This window comes from Pseudomonas sp. Mn2068 (genome assembly GCF_049319725.1).
GTDB classification, from domain to species: Bacteria; Pseudomonadota; Gammaproteobacteria; order Pseudomonadales; family Pseudomonadaceae; genus Aquipseudomonas; species Aquipseudomonas gingeri.
The window spans coordinates 147,585-162,808 of the sequence record NZ_JBMOUG010000006.1; the positions used below are offsets into that span (position 1 = coordinate 147,585).

The window sequence follows — 15,224 nt, forward strand, 5'->3', positions numbered from 1 at the left end:
CGCAAGGGGCGAGAAACAGCTAAAGGGCGGGATTATAGCTTAAAAGCAGCGGCAATCCTCTAGCGGCTGCTGATCGCTCCCGCGCCGCGCGCGGCAGCGATCATCCCCTCAGTTTGCCGGCACCGGGGTCTTCGGCAGGCGGGCGTCGATGGCCTGGTACAAGGCGCTGTCCTCGGGCCAGTTGCGCATGAAGCGCGCACGATCCCGGGCATAGGCCGGCGCAAAGCCGCTGTCGGAGTGGTGCTGATGCATCGAGTCAAGATCGATCAGGGCCCAGCGTCCTTCATGCCAGAACAGGTTGTGGCCCTTGAAGTCACCGTGGCTGATGCGCTCGCGGATCAACTCGGCAAACAACTGGTCCAGGGCCTGGAGCTCCGCCTCGGGAGCCATGCCGGACTCCACATGGGGCGCAAAACGCTCGATGATATCGGGACCGGCCAGATACTCGGTCACCAGGTAGGCACGGCTGCGCAGCCAGCAGAAACGCCGCTCCAGCACCGCCAGCGGCCTGGGGGTGGCGATCCCGAGGAACGCCAGGCGATTGCCTTCGCGCCAGGAATGCCAGGCGCGGCTCGGGCGCCAGAAACGCTTGAGCCAATGGGCGAAGCCCTTGATGTTGTAGCGCTTGACCACCAGTGTGCGCCCGCCCGCATCGACCCGGCCGACACTGGCCGCGCCGCCGGTCTTGTACAGATGCCCCTGGTCGAGCAAGGCATCCGCCCGGGCCAGTACCGGTAGCATGGCGGCCTCTTCCTCGCGACGGATGGCACGCAGGGCGAACGGCCCGCGCTGCACGCTGAACAGCGTGCATTCGCGCCCGACCTTGGCGAGGAAATCCTTCAGGCGCCAGCCACGAATCCTCTCGACCTGCTTGAGCAAGGCCTCCAGCGGCAAGGCGTGCTCGGCATTACTCAGCAGATAATGCACCAGCAACTCTTCGATAAACGGCTCGAAGGACCTGGGCAACTGCGCAAAGAACACCCCGAGGTTCTCCAGCACCTTCTGCCGCGACAAGGGTTTGCCGGCCTGCTCGACACAGATGCCACCGCCGTCGATCACATACAGTTTTCCGGCATGGCGCAGCAGATTGTCCAGGTGCAGGTCTTCCTGCCGCACGCCTTTGCCGTGCATCTGCGCAATAGCGCTCAATGCCTCGCCCAGCACCTGCTGTTGTTCATCCGCCAGAACCGGCAGCGACTCGACCCGCTGCCAGGCCTCGCCGAGGCTCTCGGCGCCTTCGAGGAACTCGAACAGCAACCAACCGCCTTCACCTTCCTGCAAGCCGTCGGCCAGCAGCAGTGGCGTGGTCAGTCCCTGCTCGGCGAGCACGCGCACACCCTGCAGTTCCCGCTGAAAGTGCCGGGCCGCCTTGTTGCCCACCAGCAGCTTGGCCAGCACCGTGCGTCCGCGCCAGACCCCGGCCCCGACATAACGCTGACCGGGCAGCACCCGCAACAGGCTGAGCAGTTGCAACTGCCCGGGGCCGGCGGCGTCCGCCAGCTCGATGCTCAAGGGCAGGACCGGCGTACGCCCGGCGGCCTTCAACTCGGACAAACGCATCAACGATTTCCTTTTTTGCTGCCACGCGCACCCAGGCGCTGAAGCCAAGTGTCCACCAGCGAACTGTCCACCGGCTGATCGAGATAAGCCGCCAGCAGCGTGCGCACGTCACTCTCGCTCCACATCGGCGCGCGACGCAGCAGGGGCTCCAGATCCTTGACCCGGTCACGCCGACCGAACAGCAACGGCCGGGTTTTCTCCAGGTCGATCAACTGCGCCCGATAACCGTCGGCCGCCGCCTGCAGAAAGATATGCTTGGGATAGAAACAGCCATGGACCTGGCGCAAGGCGTGCAGCTGCCGGGCCAGTTGGCCGCAGGCACGCAGGATGGCCTGACGCTGATCCAGCGTCAGTTGCGCCCATTGTTCCAGCAGCGAATCCAGGTCGTTCCAGCCATCCAGTGCGCGGGTCAGCAACATCGCCCGGCGCTCGCCCCGCACATTGCGCTCACCGAAGAACACCGCCTGCAAGGCCGGAATACCCAACTGCTGGTAACGACTGATATTGCGAAACTCGCGGGCAAAGGTCGGTTCGCCCAATGGGCTGTGCAAGGTCCGCGTCAGGTAATTGCTCTGGCGCTTGAGGTAGAACCCCTGGCCCTCCAGCTCCAGGCGAAACACGCTGCTCCAACCGCCGCCGCTGGTATTGGGCTCATCCACCGCATCGAGCTCGGTCGCCCATAAGGCGTCAAAGTTGCCGAGGCCGTTACGCTCCAGCAATGCGCGGTCCGTCGCCGCCAGGAAATCGGTCATTCCCGCCCCTCGAAAAATCTCAGTACATGCCGGATGCGCTTCTTGTCCGCGGCATTCAGCCGGCTGCGCTGGCAATACTGCAGGTAAAAACGCAACCGCTGGGTAGCCGACAAGTGATACTTGGCGACCTTGTCCAGGCAGGCCAGGTCCTTGGTGATCCGGTAGCGCAGCCAGAAACCACGCCAGAACTCGCCGTTGGGGCAATCGATCAGGAACAGTCGGGCCTGATCGTCCACCAGCAGGTTGCGCCACTTCAGGTCGTTATGGGTAAACCGTTGATCATGCATGGTCCGCGTATAGCGTGCCAGCTGCCGGCTGATACCGTCGACCCAGGCCCGGTCATGGAGCAGGGGATCGTCGCGGTTCGCCAGGGCCGAGAGGTCTTCGGTGTTCGGCAGTTCACGGGTGATCATCGCCCCGCGATGATAAGCCGCGCCCCGCCGCTCAAGCCCCCAGCCCACCACTTCGGCGGTGGGGATACCCCACTTGGCGAAACGCTTGAGGTTCTGCCACTCCGATCGCACCCGGGGCCTGCCGAGGTACTGGCGCAACCCCTTGCCCGCGCCGGTGTAGCGCTTGACGTAATAATTGACGCCATCCCGATTGACCCGGATGACCTCGGACAACGGATCGCGGGTCAGGTGCTCGCCTTCCAGGGCGAACACCGCCTCGAGGCTGCCGAAATCATCGGCCAGCGCCGCGTACTCGGGCTCCAGCTTCCACCCCGACATCAGAGTGCGTCCCCGTAGCGCTGCTTGCGCTTGTACAGCTTGTCGGCCTTGCTTTCCAACCAGGTCAGCAGCGCCGCCTCGTCACGCAGGACCTGGCGCAACGGCTGGCGGAAATAGCCCCGCAGGAAACGCAGTTTGTCGCGACGGGTAAGGCCGATGTCCAGCACCGAGAAATACAGCCCCGCCAGGTCCTTGTTGCGCCAGCGGCGCGGGATGCTCGGGCGAACCTGCGCACGATGCAGGTCGATGACCGACAGCTTGAGGTCATCGGCCGTCACCGGCTTGTCGGTATGCAGCAGGAAATGGGCGATATAGCAGTCACGATGGTTGAGCCCGGCCCTGTGCATGCCACCGGTCATGCGCGCCACTTCGGCGATCAGCGCACGCTTGAGCCGGGGCTGCGGCGGCTGCACGGGCCATTGCAGGGTGAAGTCCTCGAGACTGATGGTCGGCGCCAGCTCTTCGGTGACGATGAACGAATCCTGGCCGGCCGGATTACTGCCGCGCTCGCCATAGGCCACACCGGTCATGGTGGGCACGCCAGCCTTCTGCAGGCACTGGATCGCCCGCCACTCCTGGCCGGCACCCAGCACCGGCATTTTCGCGGTCAGCAGGTTCTTGAAGATCTCGCGCCAGCCGATGCCGTGGTGGATCTTCACGAAATAGCCACGTCCGGCGACTTCCGTGCGCAAGGTCCGGCGAGCCTCCAGCTCACGGTAAACCTTGCCCTGCAACTGCTCGACTTCGGCGAACGCATCGCGTCCGGCCCACAGGCTCTTGAAGGGCTCGGCAAGGATCAACTTCATCGGTGTTGCTCCGCCAGAATCACATCCGCCGCGTGCTGCGGCATGCTATAGAGGTCGGCCGTCTCGGCGAAGGCCAGGCCGTTGCGGCTCCATGCCGTGCGTGCCGTCTCGTCGGACAGCATCCGGTTCAGGTATTGATTGAGCTGGTTCTGCTCGAAAGGTTCATCCAGCACCAGGCCGCCATCGGCCTCGGCAATGTAGTGGGCATAACCACAGACCGCACTGACCAGCACCGGCAACCCCGAGACCAGCGCCTCAAGCAACACGGTGCCGGTGTTTTCGTTGTAGGCTGGGTGGATCAACAGGTCGGCGCCCAGCAGGAAGCGCGGGATATCGCTGCGCCCCTTGAGAAACTGCACGTGCTCGCCCAGGCCCAGCGCGGCACTCTGCACCTGGAATACCTTGGGGTCGTCCTGGCCGATGACAAACAGCCGGGTGCGTTTTTTCAACGCGGATGGCAAGGCGGCCAGGGCCTTGAGGCTGCGATCGACCCCCTTGGTCTTGAACCCGGAACCGATCTGTACCAGCAGGTAATCGTCGTCCGCCAGCTTGAATTCCCTGCGAAACCCCGCACGGATCTCGGCGGCATTGGCCGGTGCCCGGCGGTCCTGGGCAATCCCCGGCGGCAGCAGGTGAAAGCGTTCCAGCGGCGTGTCGTAGTGCTTGATGAACAGTGGCTGCTGGACTTCGGAAATCATCAGGATCTCGGTGTTCGCCTCCCTGGCGAACACCGCTTTTTCGTACTCGGCGAAGTGTCGGTAGCGACCCCAGCGGCGGTACAGCGAATGGCGCAGGTTCTGCGCCTTGTCCTCGAAGCAGCCATCGGCGGCGTAGTACACGTCCAGGCCGGGCATCTTGTTGAAACCGATCAGGCGATCCACCGGACGCCTGGCCAGGTCGGCGGCCATCCAGGCGCTGAGCTTCTCGTTGCGCCGATGGTTGGACCACGCCTTGACCGGCACCACCAGCACTTCGAAGCCGGGCGGAATGTCACCCTCCCAGATCAGCGTATAGACGCGAATGGCATGGCCGCGCTGCTGGCACTCCAGGGCGATGCGCATGAAATCCCGCTGCAGGCCGCCGAAGGGAAAGTACTTGTACAGGACAAAAGCCAGTTGCATCAGTGTCGCTCCTCAGCCAGTAACATCGCGCTCAGTCGGCTGACGACACGCTCGGGATTGAGCCGCGTGAAGCACAGCGGCCATTCGCGCTTCAGATCGAAGCGCTGCTGGTCTTCCGGGGTCGGCACATAGGTGCACTTTTTCTGCAGGCAGGGCGCGCAGGGGAAGTTGCTCGCCAGATGAACCTGCGACTTGCCGTAGGCGCCGGTCAGGCCCGGATTGGTCGGACCGAACAGCGACAGGGTCGGCACATCCAGCGCCGCGGCCAGATGACCGAGGCCGGTATCCACGGCGACGCAGGCGCTGGCGTCGGCCAGGACCTTCGCCACCCCGGCCAGGTTCAGTTTCGGCAGGACCACCGCATGCCTGAAGCCACGGGCGATACGCTCGGCACGAGCCTTTTCGACGGGATTGCCCCAGGGCAGTTTCACCTCGACGCCCAATTGCCCCATGCGCTCGGTCAGTTCGCGCCAGTAGGCCTCGGGCCAGTGCTTTGTGTCCCAGGTGGTGCCATGCAGGAACAGCACAAATGGCGTCTTGCTGCGCGGCAAGGCCACCAGCTTGTCGACATCCAGGCCGTAGTCGCCCAGGCCCTTGGGCAAGTCATACCCCAATGCCACGGCGAACAGCTGCCGCACTCGTTCGACCGCGTGCTGCCCACGGGCCACCGCCAGACGCCGGGAATAGAAACGGCTGGCCAGCGGTTCGCGGGCCGACTGCTTGTCCAGCCCGGCCACCGGGGCCTTCGCATAGCGGGTCAGGAAAGCACTTTTCACCAGGCCCTGGGCATCGATCACCAAGTCATATTTCGTCGCGCGCAGGCTTTGCTTGAAGCGCTTCCACTCGCCGCTCCTGATGGTCTGCCAGAGGTTCTTGCGCCAGCGCCGGATCGCCACCGGAATCACCTTGTCCACCGCCGGATGCCAGCTCGGAATCTCGGCGAACCCCTCCTCGACCACCCAGTCGAAACGGATACCGGGAATGGCCCGGGCCGCATCGGTAAGGGCCGGCAGGGCATGGATCACGTCCCCCAGGGAAGACGTCTTGACCAGCAATACTCGCAACTTACTCGACCTCGACCGGGGCACCCTGCAAGCGCTGCAAGGCTTCGTTCACGGGGGCCGGCATCAGTTGGCGCAGGCAGTTGTAATGGCCGAAGCGGCAGGTACGGTCAAAACACGGACTGCAATCGAGGCCCAGCCGGACGATTTCCACCTGGTCCGCCAACGGCGGGGTGAAGCCCGGGGACGTCGAACCATAGACCGCCACCAGCGGGCGGTTCAGCGCCGCGGCCACGTGCATCAGGCCGGAGTCGTTGGACACCACGGCATCAGCGCAGGACAGCAGGTCGATGGCCTCGGCCAACGAGGTCGCGCCACTGAGATTCACCGCTTCTTCACGGAGGCCGGGAATCAGCCGCTGGCGAATATCCTCGCCGACGCCATGATCGTTCTTCGAGCCGAACAGCCAGACCTGCCAGCCTTCGCGAATCTTCGCCTCGGCGACTTTGGCGTAGTGCTCCGAAGGCCAGCGCTTGGACTCGCCGAACTCGGCGCCGGGGCACAAGGCCAGGACGGGGCGGTCCAGGGCCAGTTCGAACTTGCCCAGCGCCGCCTCGCGGCTGGCCGGGTCGATCCGCAGGCTCGGCCGCGGATAAGGCGTCGGCAGCTCGGCACCCGGCTCATGGGCCAGGGCCATGAACCGCTCGATCATCAGCGGATAGCGTTCCTTGTCCAGCTTGCGCACATCATTGAGCAGGCCGTAGCGGAACTCACCGCGCCAGCCGGTGCGTTTCGGGATGCCGGCAAAAAACGGCACCAGCGCCGACTTCAGCGAGTTGGGCAGGAGGATCGCCTGGTCATACTGGCCGGCCAGGGACTTGCCGATCCGGCGCCGGGTGGCCAGCTCCAGGGCACCGTGGCCGAGCGGAAAGCTCAAGGCCGCACGCACTTCGGGCATGCGTTCGAGGATCGGGCGGCTCCACTCGGGGGCCAGCACATCGATCTCGCACTGCGGGTGGCGGTGTTTCAGGCACTGGAAGAGTGTCTGAGCCATCACCATGTCACCGACCCAGCTGGGCCCAACGATGAGAATCTTCATAAATATCCCGGAAACGATCAGGGAGGCCTGTGGCCTCCCCGGTCTTTGCGTGTGGCCGTCCTAGCTTAGTCCCAGTTCAGCCCAGATCCGCATCACGTCGCGCCGCTCGACCATGAACTGGTCACCGCCGATGACGCCGGCTTCCTTCTGCAAGGCCTGGCGATGGGCGGCGGAACGGTAGGCCTTATAAGCCTCGCGCAGCAGGGCGGCATCGGTCGCGGGGATCAGCCCGGCCTGCTCCAACCCCTCGAGAATGCGGATATTATCCGTGTAGCGCAGTAACGCCGGGTGCTCTTTCGACCAGGCCAAGGTCGCGTATTGCACCATAAATTCAATATCGACGATACCTCCGGCGTCCTGCTTGAGGTCGAACGGCGCCGCGGCATCAAAGGCATTGGCCGCGGTGCCGGCGGCAGTCGCCTTGCTGCCGAGGTTGTCGCGCATCTTGGCGCGCATCTCGCTGACTTCCTGGCGCAGGGTCGGCAGATCCCGCTCGCGCCCCAGCACCGCCGCGCGGACTTTCTCGAAAGCGCTCCCGACGTCTTTGCAACCCACCAGTACCCTGGCGCGGATCAGCGCCTGGTGCTCCCAGGTCCAGGCCTCGTTCTGCTGATAACGCTCGAAGGCCCCGAGAGAGCTGACCAGCAGACCGGAAGCGCCGGATGGCCGCAGGCGCATGTCCACCTCATAGAGCTGGCCGGAGTTGGTCTGGGTGGTCAGCAGGTGAATGATCCGCTGCCCCAGCCGGGTGAAGAACTGCGCCGTGTCGATCGGCTTGGCGCCATCGGTCTCGGCATTCGGGTCGCCGTCGTGGATGAACACCAGGTCGAGGTCCGAGCCGTGCCCGAGTTCGATCCCGCCGACCTTGCCGTAACCGACAATGATAAAGCCGGGATCGCACAAGGTGCCGTCCGCCCGTTGCGGCGAGCCGTACTTGCCGACGGTCTGGCGCCAGGCCAGGGCCAGCACCTGTTCGAGGATCGCCTCGGCGAGCCAGGTCAGGTAATCGCTGACCTTCATCAGCGGCAGGCTGCCGGAGATTTCCGAGGCGGCAACCCGCAGCCGGTGCGCCAGCTTGAAGTGCCGCAAGGCCTCCATCTGCTGCTCGAGGTCGTCCTCGGGAATCCGCGTCAGGCGCTCGCGCAACTCGGCGGCCAGCTCCGGTGCCAACGGCGGCTTGAACAGCCGGCCTTCGTTGAGCAATTCGTCCAGCAACATCGGGAAACGGGTGATCTGCTCGGCAATCCACGGACTGGCGGCGCACAAGGTCAGCAACTGGCGCAGCGCACCGGGGTTCTCCGTGAGCAACACCAGATAGGCGGAGCGCCGTGCGACGGCCTCGACCAGGGGCAGCACCCGCTCCAGCACCAGGTCCGGATCGGCGTGCTCGACCGCCTGGGCCAGCAGACGCGGAATAAAGGCATCGAGGCGTTCCCGGCCGAGGCGCTGCATGGCGCGCAATTGCGGACTGCCGCGCAAGGCCGCGAGTTGCTTCAGCGCCTTCGGCGCGTCCTTGAACCCGCCCTCTTCCAACTGGCGACTGGCGGCCTCTTCATCCTGGGCCTCTTCCCACAGCGGCAACCACTCTCCACCCACGGCGACCTGACATTCTTCGCCATCTTCCTCGTCCGGGTCGGCGATGACCTGACGGAAGTGCCAGTCGACCCGGCCACGCCAGTACATCAATTGCTCATGGAACGCCGCCCAGTTGTCGAAACCGAGCATGAAGGCGATACGCGCCTGATCCTTCTCGTCATCGGGCAGCATCTGGGTCTGGCGATCGGCAATCGCCTGGATCGCATGCTCGGTGTAGCGCAGGAATTCGTAGCCGTTGCGCAACTCGGCGATCACCGCCGGCGGCAGGTAACCCTGGCCTTCGAGGGTGCCCAGGACCTTCAGCAACGGCCGTTGCTGCAGGCTCAGGTCACGCCCGCCGTGAATCAGCTGGAACGCCTGGGCGATGAACTCGACCTCGCGGATACCACCGGAGCCCAGCTTGATATTCTCGGCCATGCCCTTGCGGCGGACTTCCTGCTGGATCAGTTGCTTCATGGTGCGCAACGCTTCGATCGCGGAAAAATCCAGGTAACGCCGATAGACGAATGGTCGCAGCATCTCCAGCAACTGCGCGCCCGCCACCTGGTCGCCGGCCACCACCCGCGCCTTGATCATCGCGTAGCGTTCCCAGTCGCGACCCTGGTCCTGGTAATACTGCTCCAGCGCGTTAAAGCTCAGCACCAGCGCACCCGCCGAACCATAAGGCCGCAGGCGCATGTCGACACGGAAGACGAATCCGTCGACGGTGATCGGGTCCAGCGCCTTGATCAGTCGCTGCCCCAGGCGGATAAAGAATTCCTGGTTGTCCAGCGGGCGTTTTACCCCGACAGTCTCGCCACCTTCCGGGTAAGCGAAGATCAGGTCGATGTCGGAGGACAGGTTCAGCTCCACGGCGCCGAGCTTGCCCATGCCGAGAATGACCATCTGCTGTGGCTCGCCACTGCGCCGACCGGTGGGCGTGCCGAACTGCTGGCAATGACGCTGGTACAACCACTGGTAGGCCTGGTCGATGCTGGCATCGGCCATGTCCGAGAGATCGCGACAGGTCTGTACCAGGTCCGCCTGGCGCGTCAGGTCGCGCCAGATGATCCGCACCTGCTGACGGGTCCGCTGGCGCCGCAACAGGCGCCCCAGCTCATCCTCGCTTTGCGCCTGCTGCACCGCGGCGGCAATCTGCCCGCACATTTCTCCCGGAGCGAAGCCGCGATCCAGGTCGCCGAACTGCACCAGTTCCAGCAACATCAAAGGGTCACGCACCGATTGTTCAATAAAGAAGTCGCTGGCGGCGCTGACCCTGGCGAAGTCCGCCCAGCGCTCGGGCGACCAGCCGGCCAGGCCGTGGTCGTCGTCCAGCGCGGCGACGGCCGTGCGGAACGACTGCTCGGCGCGGCTGACAAAAGGCAGGAGAATGGCCGGTAAAACGGCCAGTGCAGGTAGGCTCATGGTCTATCCTTGATCGGCGAACAAGCAGCCGCAAACTGTGATGGCGAGAAACACGCTCTGAAAAGGACTGTCGAACAAAAGTTAGAAATAGCTGATAATCGGTTTTTCTTGGCAGCCAACATCAAGCGCCCATCTGATAATGTTTATTTTCGACCAACAATATCGATTATTCTCACAACGTAACAGGAAGTTTTCGCTCGCTGATCTGTAGTTTTACTACTCGTCTATACATTCGGAAGGCTGAAATGCTTGACGATTTGTAGTAAAACTACAGAACCCCCGGAACAACCTCCGGACCATCCAAGAATTTATGTCGTCTGCCCACAAGGCCAGTCGCAAACTCAGGCAACCGATTCTGGAAGCCTTTCCGCCCTGGAGCAAGCCATGCAAGACCTCGATCCCGTCGAAACCCAGGAATGGCTGGACGCCCTGGAATCGGTTCTCGACAAAGAAGGCGAAGACCGTGCTCACTACCTGATGACCCGTATGGGCGAACTCGCGACCCGCAGCGGCTCGCAACTGCCCTACGCCATCACCACGCCTTACCGCAACACCATCCCCGTCACCCACGAAGCACGCATGCCTGGCGACCTGTTCATGGAACGCCGCATTCGCTCGCTGGTGCGCTGGAACGCGATGGCCATGGTAATGCGCACGAACTTGAAAGATTCTGACCTGGGCGGTCACATCTCCAGTTTCGCCTCCAGCGCCACCCTGTATGACATCGGTTTCAACTACTTCTTCCAGGCCCCGACCGACGAACACGGCGGCGACCTGATCTACTTCCAGGGCCACACCTCGCCAGGCGTCTACGCCCGTGCGTTCATGGAAGGCCGCATCACCGAAGAACACATGAACAACTTCCGCCAGGAAGTCGACGGTCAGGGCCTGTCGTCCTACCCGCACCCTTGGCTGATGCCTGATTTCTGGCAGTTCCCGACCGTATCCATGGGTCTGGGCCCGATCCAGGCGATCTACCAGGCACGCTTCATGAAGTACCTGGAAGCCCGTGGCTTCATTCCGGAAGGCAAGCAGAAAGTCTGGTGCTTCCTGGGCGACGGCGAGTGCGACGAGCCGGAATCCCTCGGCGCCATCTCCCTGGCCGGCCGCGAGAAGCTGGACAACCTGATCTTCGTCATCAACTGCAACCTGCAGCGCCTCGACGGCCCGGTTCGCGGCAACGGCAAGATCATCCAGGAACTCGAAGGCGTGTTCCGTGGCGCCCAGTGGAACGTCACCAAAGTCATCTGGGGCCGTTTCTGGGACCCACTGCTGGCCAAGGACGTCGACGGTATCCTGCAACGTCGCATGGACGAAGTCATCGACGGCGAGTATCAGAACTACAAGGCCAAGGACGGCGCGTTCGTCCGTGAGCACTTCTTCAACACGCCTGAACTCAAGGCGATGGTTGCCGATCTGTCCGACGACGAGATCTGGAAGCTCAACCGTGGCGGCCACGACCCGTACAAGGTCTACGCGGCGTACCACGAAGCGGTCAACCACAAGGAACAACCGACCGTCATCCTGGCCAAGACCATCAAGGGTTATGGCACCGGTGCCGGCGAAGCGAAAAACACCGCGCACAACACCAAGAAAGTCGATGTCGACAGCCTGAAGTTGTTCCGCGATCGCTTCGACATCCCGGTCAAGGACGAAGAGCTGGAGAACCTGCCGTTCTTCAAGCCTGAGCCAAACAGCGCCGAAGCCCGCTACCTGAGCGAGCGCCGTGCCGCACTGGGCGGTTTCGTGCCACAGCGTCGCGCCCAGAGCTTCAGCGTGCCGACGCCGTCCCTGGATACCCTCAAGGCGATCCTCGACGGTTCGGGCGACCGTGAAATCTCCACCACCATGGCCTTCGTCCGGATCCTCGCGCAACTGGTCAAGGACAAGGAAATCGGCCCGCGCATCGTTCCGATCATCCCGGACGAAGCCCGTACCTTCGGTATGGAAGGCATGTTCCGTCAGTTGGGCATCTACTCCTCCGTCGGCCAGCTCTACGAGCCAGTCGATAAAGACCAGGTGATGTTCTACAAGGAAGACAAGAAGGGCCAGATCCTCGAGGAAGGCATCAACGAAGCGGGCGCCATGAGCTCCTTCATCGCTGCCGGTACTTCGTACTCCAGCCACAACCAGCCAATGCTGCCGTTCTACATCTTCTACTCGATGTTCGGCTTCCAGCGTATCGGCGACCTGGCCTGGGCCGCCGGCGACAGCCGTACCCGTGGCTTCCTGATCGGCGGCACCGCCGGCCGGACCACGCTGAACGGCGAAGGCCTGCAACACGAAGACGGTCACAGCCACATCCTGGCCGCCACCATCCCGAACTGCCGCACCTTCGATCCAACCTACGGCTACGAGCTGGCGGTGATCATCCAGGACGGCATGAAGAAGATGACCGAAGAGCAACAGGACATCTTCTACTACATCACCGTGATGAACGAATCCTACCAGCAGCCAGCCATGCCGGCCGGCGCCGAGGAAGGCATCATCAAGGGCATGTACCTGCTCGAGGAAGACACCAAGGAAGCGGCTCACCACGTGCAACTGATGGGCTCCGGCACCATCCTGCGCGAAGTGCGTGAAGCGGCGAAGATCCTGCGCGAGCAATTCAACATCGGCGCCGACGTATGGAGCGTCACCAGCTTCAACGAACTGCGCCGCGACGGCCTGGCAGTGGAACGCAGCAACCGCCTGCACCCTGGCCAGAAGCCGAAGCTGAGCTACGTCGAGGAATGCCTCAACGGCCGCAAGGGTCCGGTGATCGCTTCTACCGACTACATGAAGTTGTTTGCTGAACAGATCCGCCAGTGGGTCCCATCCAAGGAGTTCAAAGTCCTCGGTACCGACGGTTTCGGCCGCAGTGACAGCCGCAAGAAGCTGCGTCACTTCTTCGAAGTCGACCGTCATTTCGTGGTGTTGGCAGCCCTGGAAGCCTTGGCTGACCGTGGCGATATCGAACCTAAAGTGGTGGCCGAGGCCATCGTCAAGTTCGGGATCGACCCGGAAAAACGCAACCCACTGGACTGCTGAGGAGACACCCTGTGAGCGAACTCATTCGCGTACCTGACATCGGCAGCGGTGAAGGTGAAGTAATTGAACTGTTTGTGAAGGTCGGCGACCGCATCGAAGCCGACCAGAGCATCCTGACGCTGGAATCGGACAAGGCGAGCATGGAAGTGCCCGCCCCGAAGGCCGGTATCATCAAGAGCCTGAAAGTGAAGCTGGGCGACCGCCTGAAAGAAGGCGACGAACTGCTTGAGCTGGAAGTCGAAGGCGCCGCCGCCGCGGCCCCAGCGGCAGCTCCTGCGCCTGCTGCCAAGGCGGCTCCAGCCGCTGCGCCGGCACCGGCTGCCGCTCCCGCCGCCGCACCTGCCGCGGCTTCGGCCCAGCAAGTGCACGTGCCGGACATCGGTTCGTCGGGCAAGGCCCAGATCATCGAGATCTCGGTCAAGGTCGGCGACAGCATCGAGGCCGATCAGTCGCTGATCACTCTCGAGTCCGACAAGGCCAGCATGGAAATCCCTTCGCCGGCCGCCGGCGTCGTGGAAAGCATCAGCGTCAAGCTCAACGACGAAGTCGGTACCGGCGACCTGATCCTGGTCCTGAAAGTCGCGGGCGCCGCCTCGGCCGCAGCTCCGGCACCGGCCCAGGCCGCCGCGCCTGCCGCCGCTCCAGCAGCAGCGCCAGCCGCTGCACCGGCTGCTCCGGCAGCCGACAGCGTCCAGGACATCCACGTGCCGGATATCGGCTCGTCGGGCAAGGCCAAGATCATCGAAGTCTCGGTCAAGGCCGGTGACACCGTCGAAGTCGATCAATCGCTGATCACCCTCGAATCCGACAAGGCCAGCATGGAAATCCCGTCGCCGGCCGCCGGTGTCGTGGAAAGCGTATCGATCAAGCTGGACGACGAAGTCGGTACCGGTGACCTGATCCTGAAATTGAAGGTCAAGGGCGCAGCCCCGGCCGCCGCACCGGCCCCCGCCGCAGCACCTGCCGCACCGGCCCAGGCAGCGGCTCCAGCGCCTGCCGCTGCAGCCCCCGCCGCCGCTCCGGCTGTCGCACCGGCCAATTCCGGCGCCAAGGTTCATGCCGGCCCGGCGGTACGCCAGCTGGCCCGCGAATTCGGCGTCGAGCTGAACGCGGTGAGCGCAAGCGGCCCGCACGGTCGTATCCTCAAGGAAGACGTGCAGGTCTACGTCAAGGCCATGATGCAGAAGGCCAAGGAAGCACCGGCCGCTGCTGCCGGCGCAACCGGTGGTGCCGGTATCCCGCCGATCCCGGTCGTGGACTTCAGCCGCTTCGGCGAAACCGAAGAAGTGCCGATGACCCGCCTGATGCAGGCTGGCGCCGCCAACCTGCACCGCAGCTGGCTGAACGTGCCGCACGTGACCCAGTTCGACTCGGCGGATATCACCGAGCTGGAAGCGTTCCGCGTGGCCCAGAAGGCCGTGGCCGAGAAGGCTGGCGTCAAGCTGACCATCCTGCCGCTGCTGCTCAAGACCTGCGCGCACCTGCTCAAGGAACTGCCGGACTTCAACAGTTCGCTGGCCCCGAGCGGCAAGGCGATCATTCGCAAGAAGTACGTCAACATCGGCTTCGCCGTCGACACCCCGGATGGCCTGCTGGTACCGGTCATCAAGAACGTCGACCAGAAGAACCTGCTGCAACTCGCTGCCGAAGCGGCTTCCCTGGCTGAAAAGGCCCGGACCAAGAAGCTCTCCGCCGACGACATGCAGGGCGCCTGCTTCACCATCTCCAGCCTCGGGCACATTGGCGGCACCGGCTTCACGCCGATCGTCAACGCACCGGAAGTGGCGATCCTCGGCGTTTCCAAGGCCGCCATCCAGCCAGTCTGGGATGGCAAGGCCTTCCAGCCGAAGCTGATGCTGCCCCTGTCGTTGTCCTACGATCACCGTGTGATCAACGGTGCCGCGGCGGCGCGCTTCACCAAGCGCCTGAGCGACCTGCTGGCGGATATCCGTACTATCCTGCTGTAACCCGCGACCCGGCTTTCTCTCGCGAGGAAGCCGGGTTCGCCGTAGCGATTTCCGAGCGCCACGCTCGTACCTCAACCCCGCCAACTGGCGGGGCTTTTTTTTGCCCGCCCTCCGCCACGCGAAAGCACCACGCAAAGGTACGGTGCAGAGCGCCAAG

At 63.7% G+C, this 15,224-nt stretch carries 10 protein-coding genes; 2 read left to right on the top strand and 8 right to left on the bottom strand.

Annotated features, from left to right (window positions below):
- Positions 1–108: 108 nt before the first annotated feature.
- Genes ACL9RJ_RS15790 through glnE form a run of 8 tightly spaced genes read right to left on the bottom strand, consistent with a single transcriptional unit; the run spans position 109 to position 10,070 of the window.
- The gene (locus tag ACL9RJ_RS15790) at positions 109–1,560 is read right to left on the bottom strand and encodes a lipopolysaccharide kinase InaA family protein (protein ID WP_017125120.1); all 1,452 of its coding nucleotides are present in this window, start codon (positions 1,558–1,560) and stop codon (positions 109–111) included.
- On the bottom strand, positions 1,560–2,312 hold the full coding sequence (locus ACL9RJ_RS15795; RefSeq protein ID WP_017125121.1) for a lipopolysaccharide kinase InaA family protein: 753 nt from the start codon (positions 2,310–2,312) through the stop codon (positions 1,560–1,562). Before ACL9RJ_RS15795 ends, ACL9RJ_RS15790 begins: the two co-directional genes overlap by 1 nt.
- Positions 2,309–3,043, bottom strand: coding sequence for a lipopolysaccharide kinase InaA family protein (locus ACL9RJ_RS15800; RefSeq protein ID WP_017125122.1), 735 nt, complete (start codon positions 3,041–3,043; stop codon positions 2,309–2,311). Before ACL9RJ_RS15800 ends, ACL9RJ_RS15795 begins: the two co-directional genes overlap by 4 nt.
- On the bottom strand, positions 3,043–3,849 hold the full coding sequence (rfaP, locus tag ACL9RJ_RS15805; protein WP_017125123.1) for a lipopolysaccharide core heptose(I) kinase RfaP: 807 nt from the start codon (positions 3,847–3,849) through the stop codon (positions 3,043–3,045). Before rfaP ends, ACL9RJ_RS15800 begins: the two co-directional genes overlap by 1 nt.
- Positions 3,846–4,970, bottom strand: a complete 1,125-nt coding sequence (locus tag ACL9RJ_RS15810; RefSeq protein WP_422765449.1) for a glycosyltransferase family 4 protein — start codon at positions 4,968–4,970, stop codon at positions 3,846–3,848. Before ACL9RJ_RS15810 ends, rfaP begins: the two co-directional genes overlap by 4 nt.
- Positions 4,970–6,034: a lipopolysaccharide heptosyltransferase RfaC gene (rfaC, locus tag ACL9RJ_RS15815; protein WP_177108395.1), complete on the bottom strand. Its 1,065-nt coding sequence runs from the start codon at positions 6,032–6,034 to the stop codon at positions 4,970–4,972. The genes ACL9RJ_RS15810 and rfaC overlap by 1 nt, the downstream gene beginning before the upstream one ends.
- A gap of 1 nt (position 6,035) precedes the next feature.
- Positions 6,036–7,070, bottom strand: a complete 1,035-nt coding sequence (gene waaF / locus ACL9RJ_RS15820) for a lipopolysaccharide heptosyltransferase II (protein WP_177083432.1) — start codon at positions 7,068–7,070, stop codon at positions 6,036–6,038.
- A 60-nt stretch (positions 7,071–7,130) separates the two neighbouring features.
- On the bottom strand, positions 7,131–10,070 hold the full coding sequence (gene glnE / locus ACL9RJ_RS15825; RefSeq protein WP_017125127.1) for a bifunctional [glutamate--ammonia ligase]-adenylyl-L-tyrosine phosphorylase/[glutamate--ammonia-ligase] adenylyltransferase: 2,940 nt from the start codon (positions 10,068–10,070) through the stop codon (positions 7,131–7,133).
- Positions 10,071–10,454: 384 nt separating this feature from the next.
- Here glnE and aceE point away from each other — a divergent pair, with 384 nt between their 5' ends.
- Positions 10,455–13,100 carry a pyruvate dehydrogenase (acetyl-transferring), homodimeric type gene (gene aceE / locus ACL9RJ_RS15830; RefSeq protein ID WP_017125128.1) on the top strand — a complete coding sequence of 882 codons (2,646 nt, stop codon included), beginning with the start codon at positions 10,455–10,457 and terminating at the stop codon, positions 13,098–13,100.
- Positions 13,101–13,111: 11 nt separating this feature from the next.
- Positions 13,112–15,067: a dihydrolipoyllysine-residue acetyltransferase gene (aceF, locus tag ACL9RJ_RS15835; protein WP_103032944.1), complete on the top strand. Its 1,956-nt coding sequence runs from the start codon at positions 13,112–13,114 to the stop codon at positions 15,065–15,067.
- The last annotated feature ends 157 nt before the right edge of the window (positions 15,068–15,224 follow it).

Bases quoted from the DNA above. Each gene is read 5' to 3' on its own strand.
- ACL9RJ_RS15790 (WP_017125120.1), bottom strand. From the start codon at position 1,560: ATGCGTTTGTCCGAGTTGAAGGCCGCCGGGCGTACGCCGGTCCTGCCC.
- ACL9RJ_RS15795 (WP_017125121.1), bottom strand. From the start codon at position 2,312: ATGACCGATTTCCTGGCGGCGACGGACCGCGCATTGCTGGAGCGTAAC.
- ACL9RJ_RS15800 (WP_017125122.1), bottom strand. From the start codon at position 3,043: ATGTCGGGGTGGAAGCTGGAGCCCGAGTACGCGGCGCTGGCCGATGAT.
- rfaP (WP_017125123.1), bottom strand. From the start codon at position 3,849: ATGAAGTTGATCCTTGCCGAGCCCTTCAAGAGCCTGTGGGCCGGACGC.
- ACL9RJ_RS15810 (WP_422765449.1), bottom strand. From the start codon at position 4,970: ATGCAACTGGCTTTTGTCCTGTACAAGTACTTTCCCTTCGGCGGCCTG.
- waaF (WP_177083432.1), bottom strand. From the start codon at position 7,070: ATGAAGATTCTCATCGTTGGGCCCAGCTGGGTCGGTGACATGGTGATG.
- glnE (WP_017125127.1), bottom strand. From the start codon at position 10,070: ATGAGCCTACCTGCACTGGCCGTTTTACCGGCCATTCTCCTGCCTTTT.
- aceE (WP_017125128.1), top strand. From the start codon at position 10,455: ATGCAAGACCTCGATCCCGTCGAAACCCAGGAATGGCTGGACGCCCTG.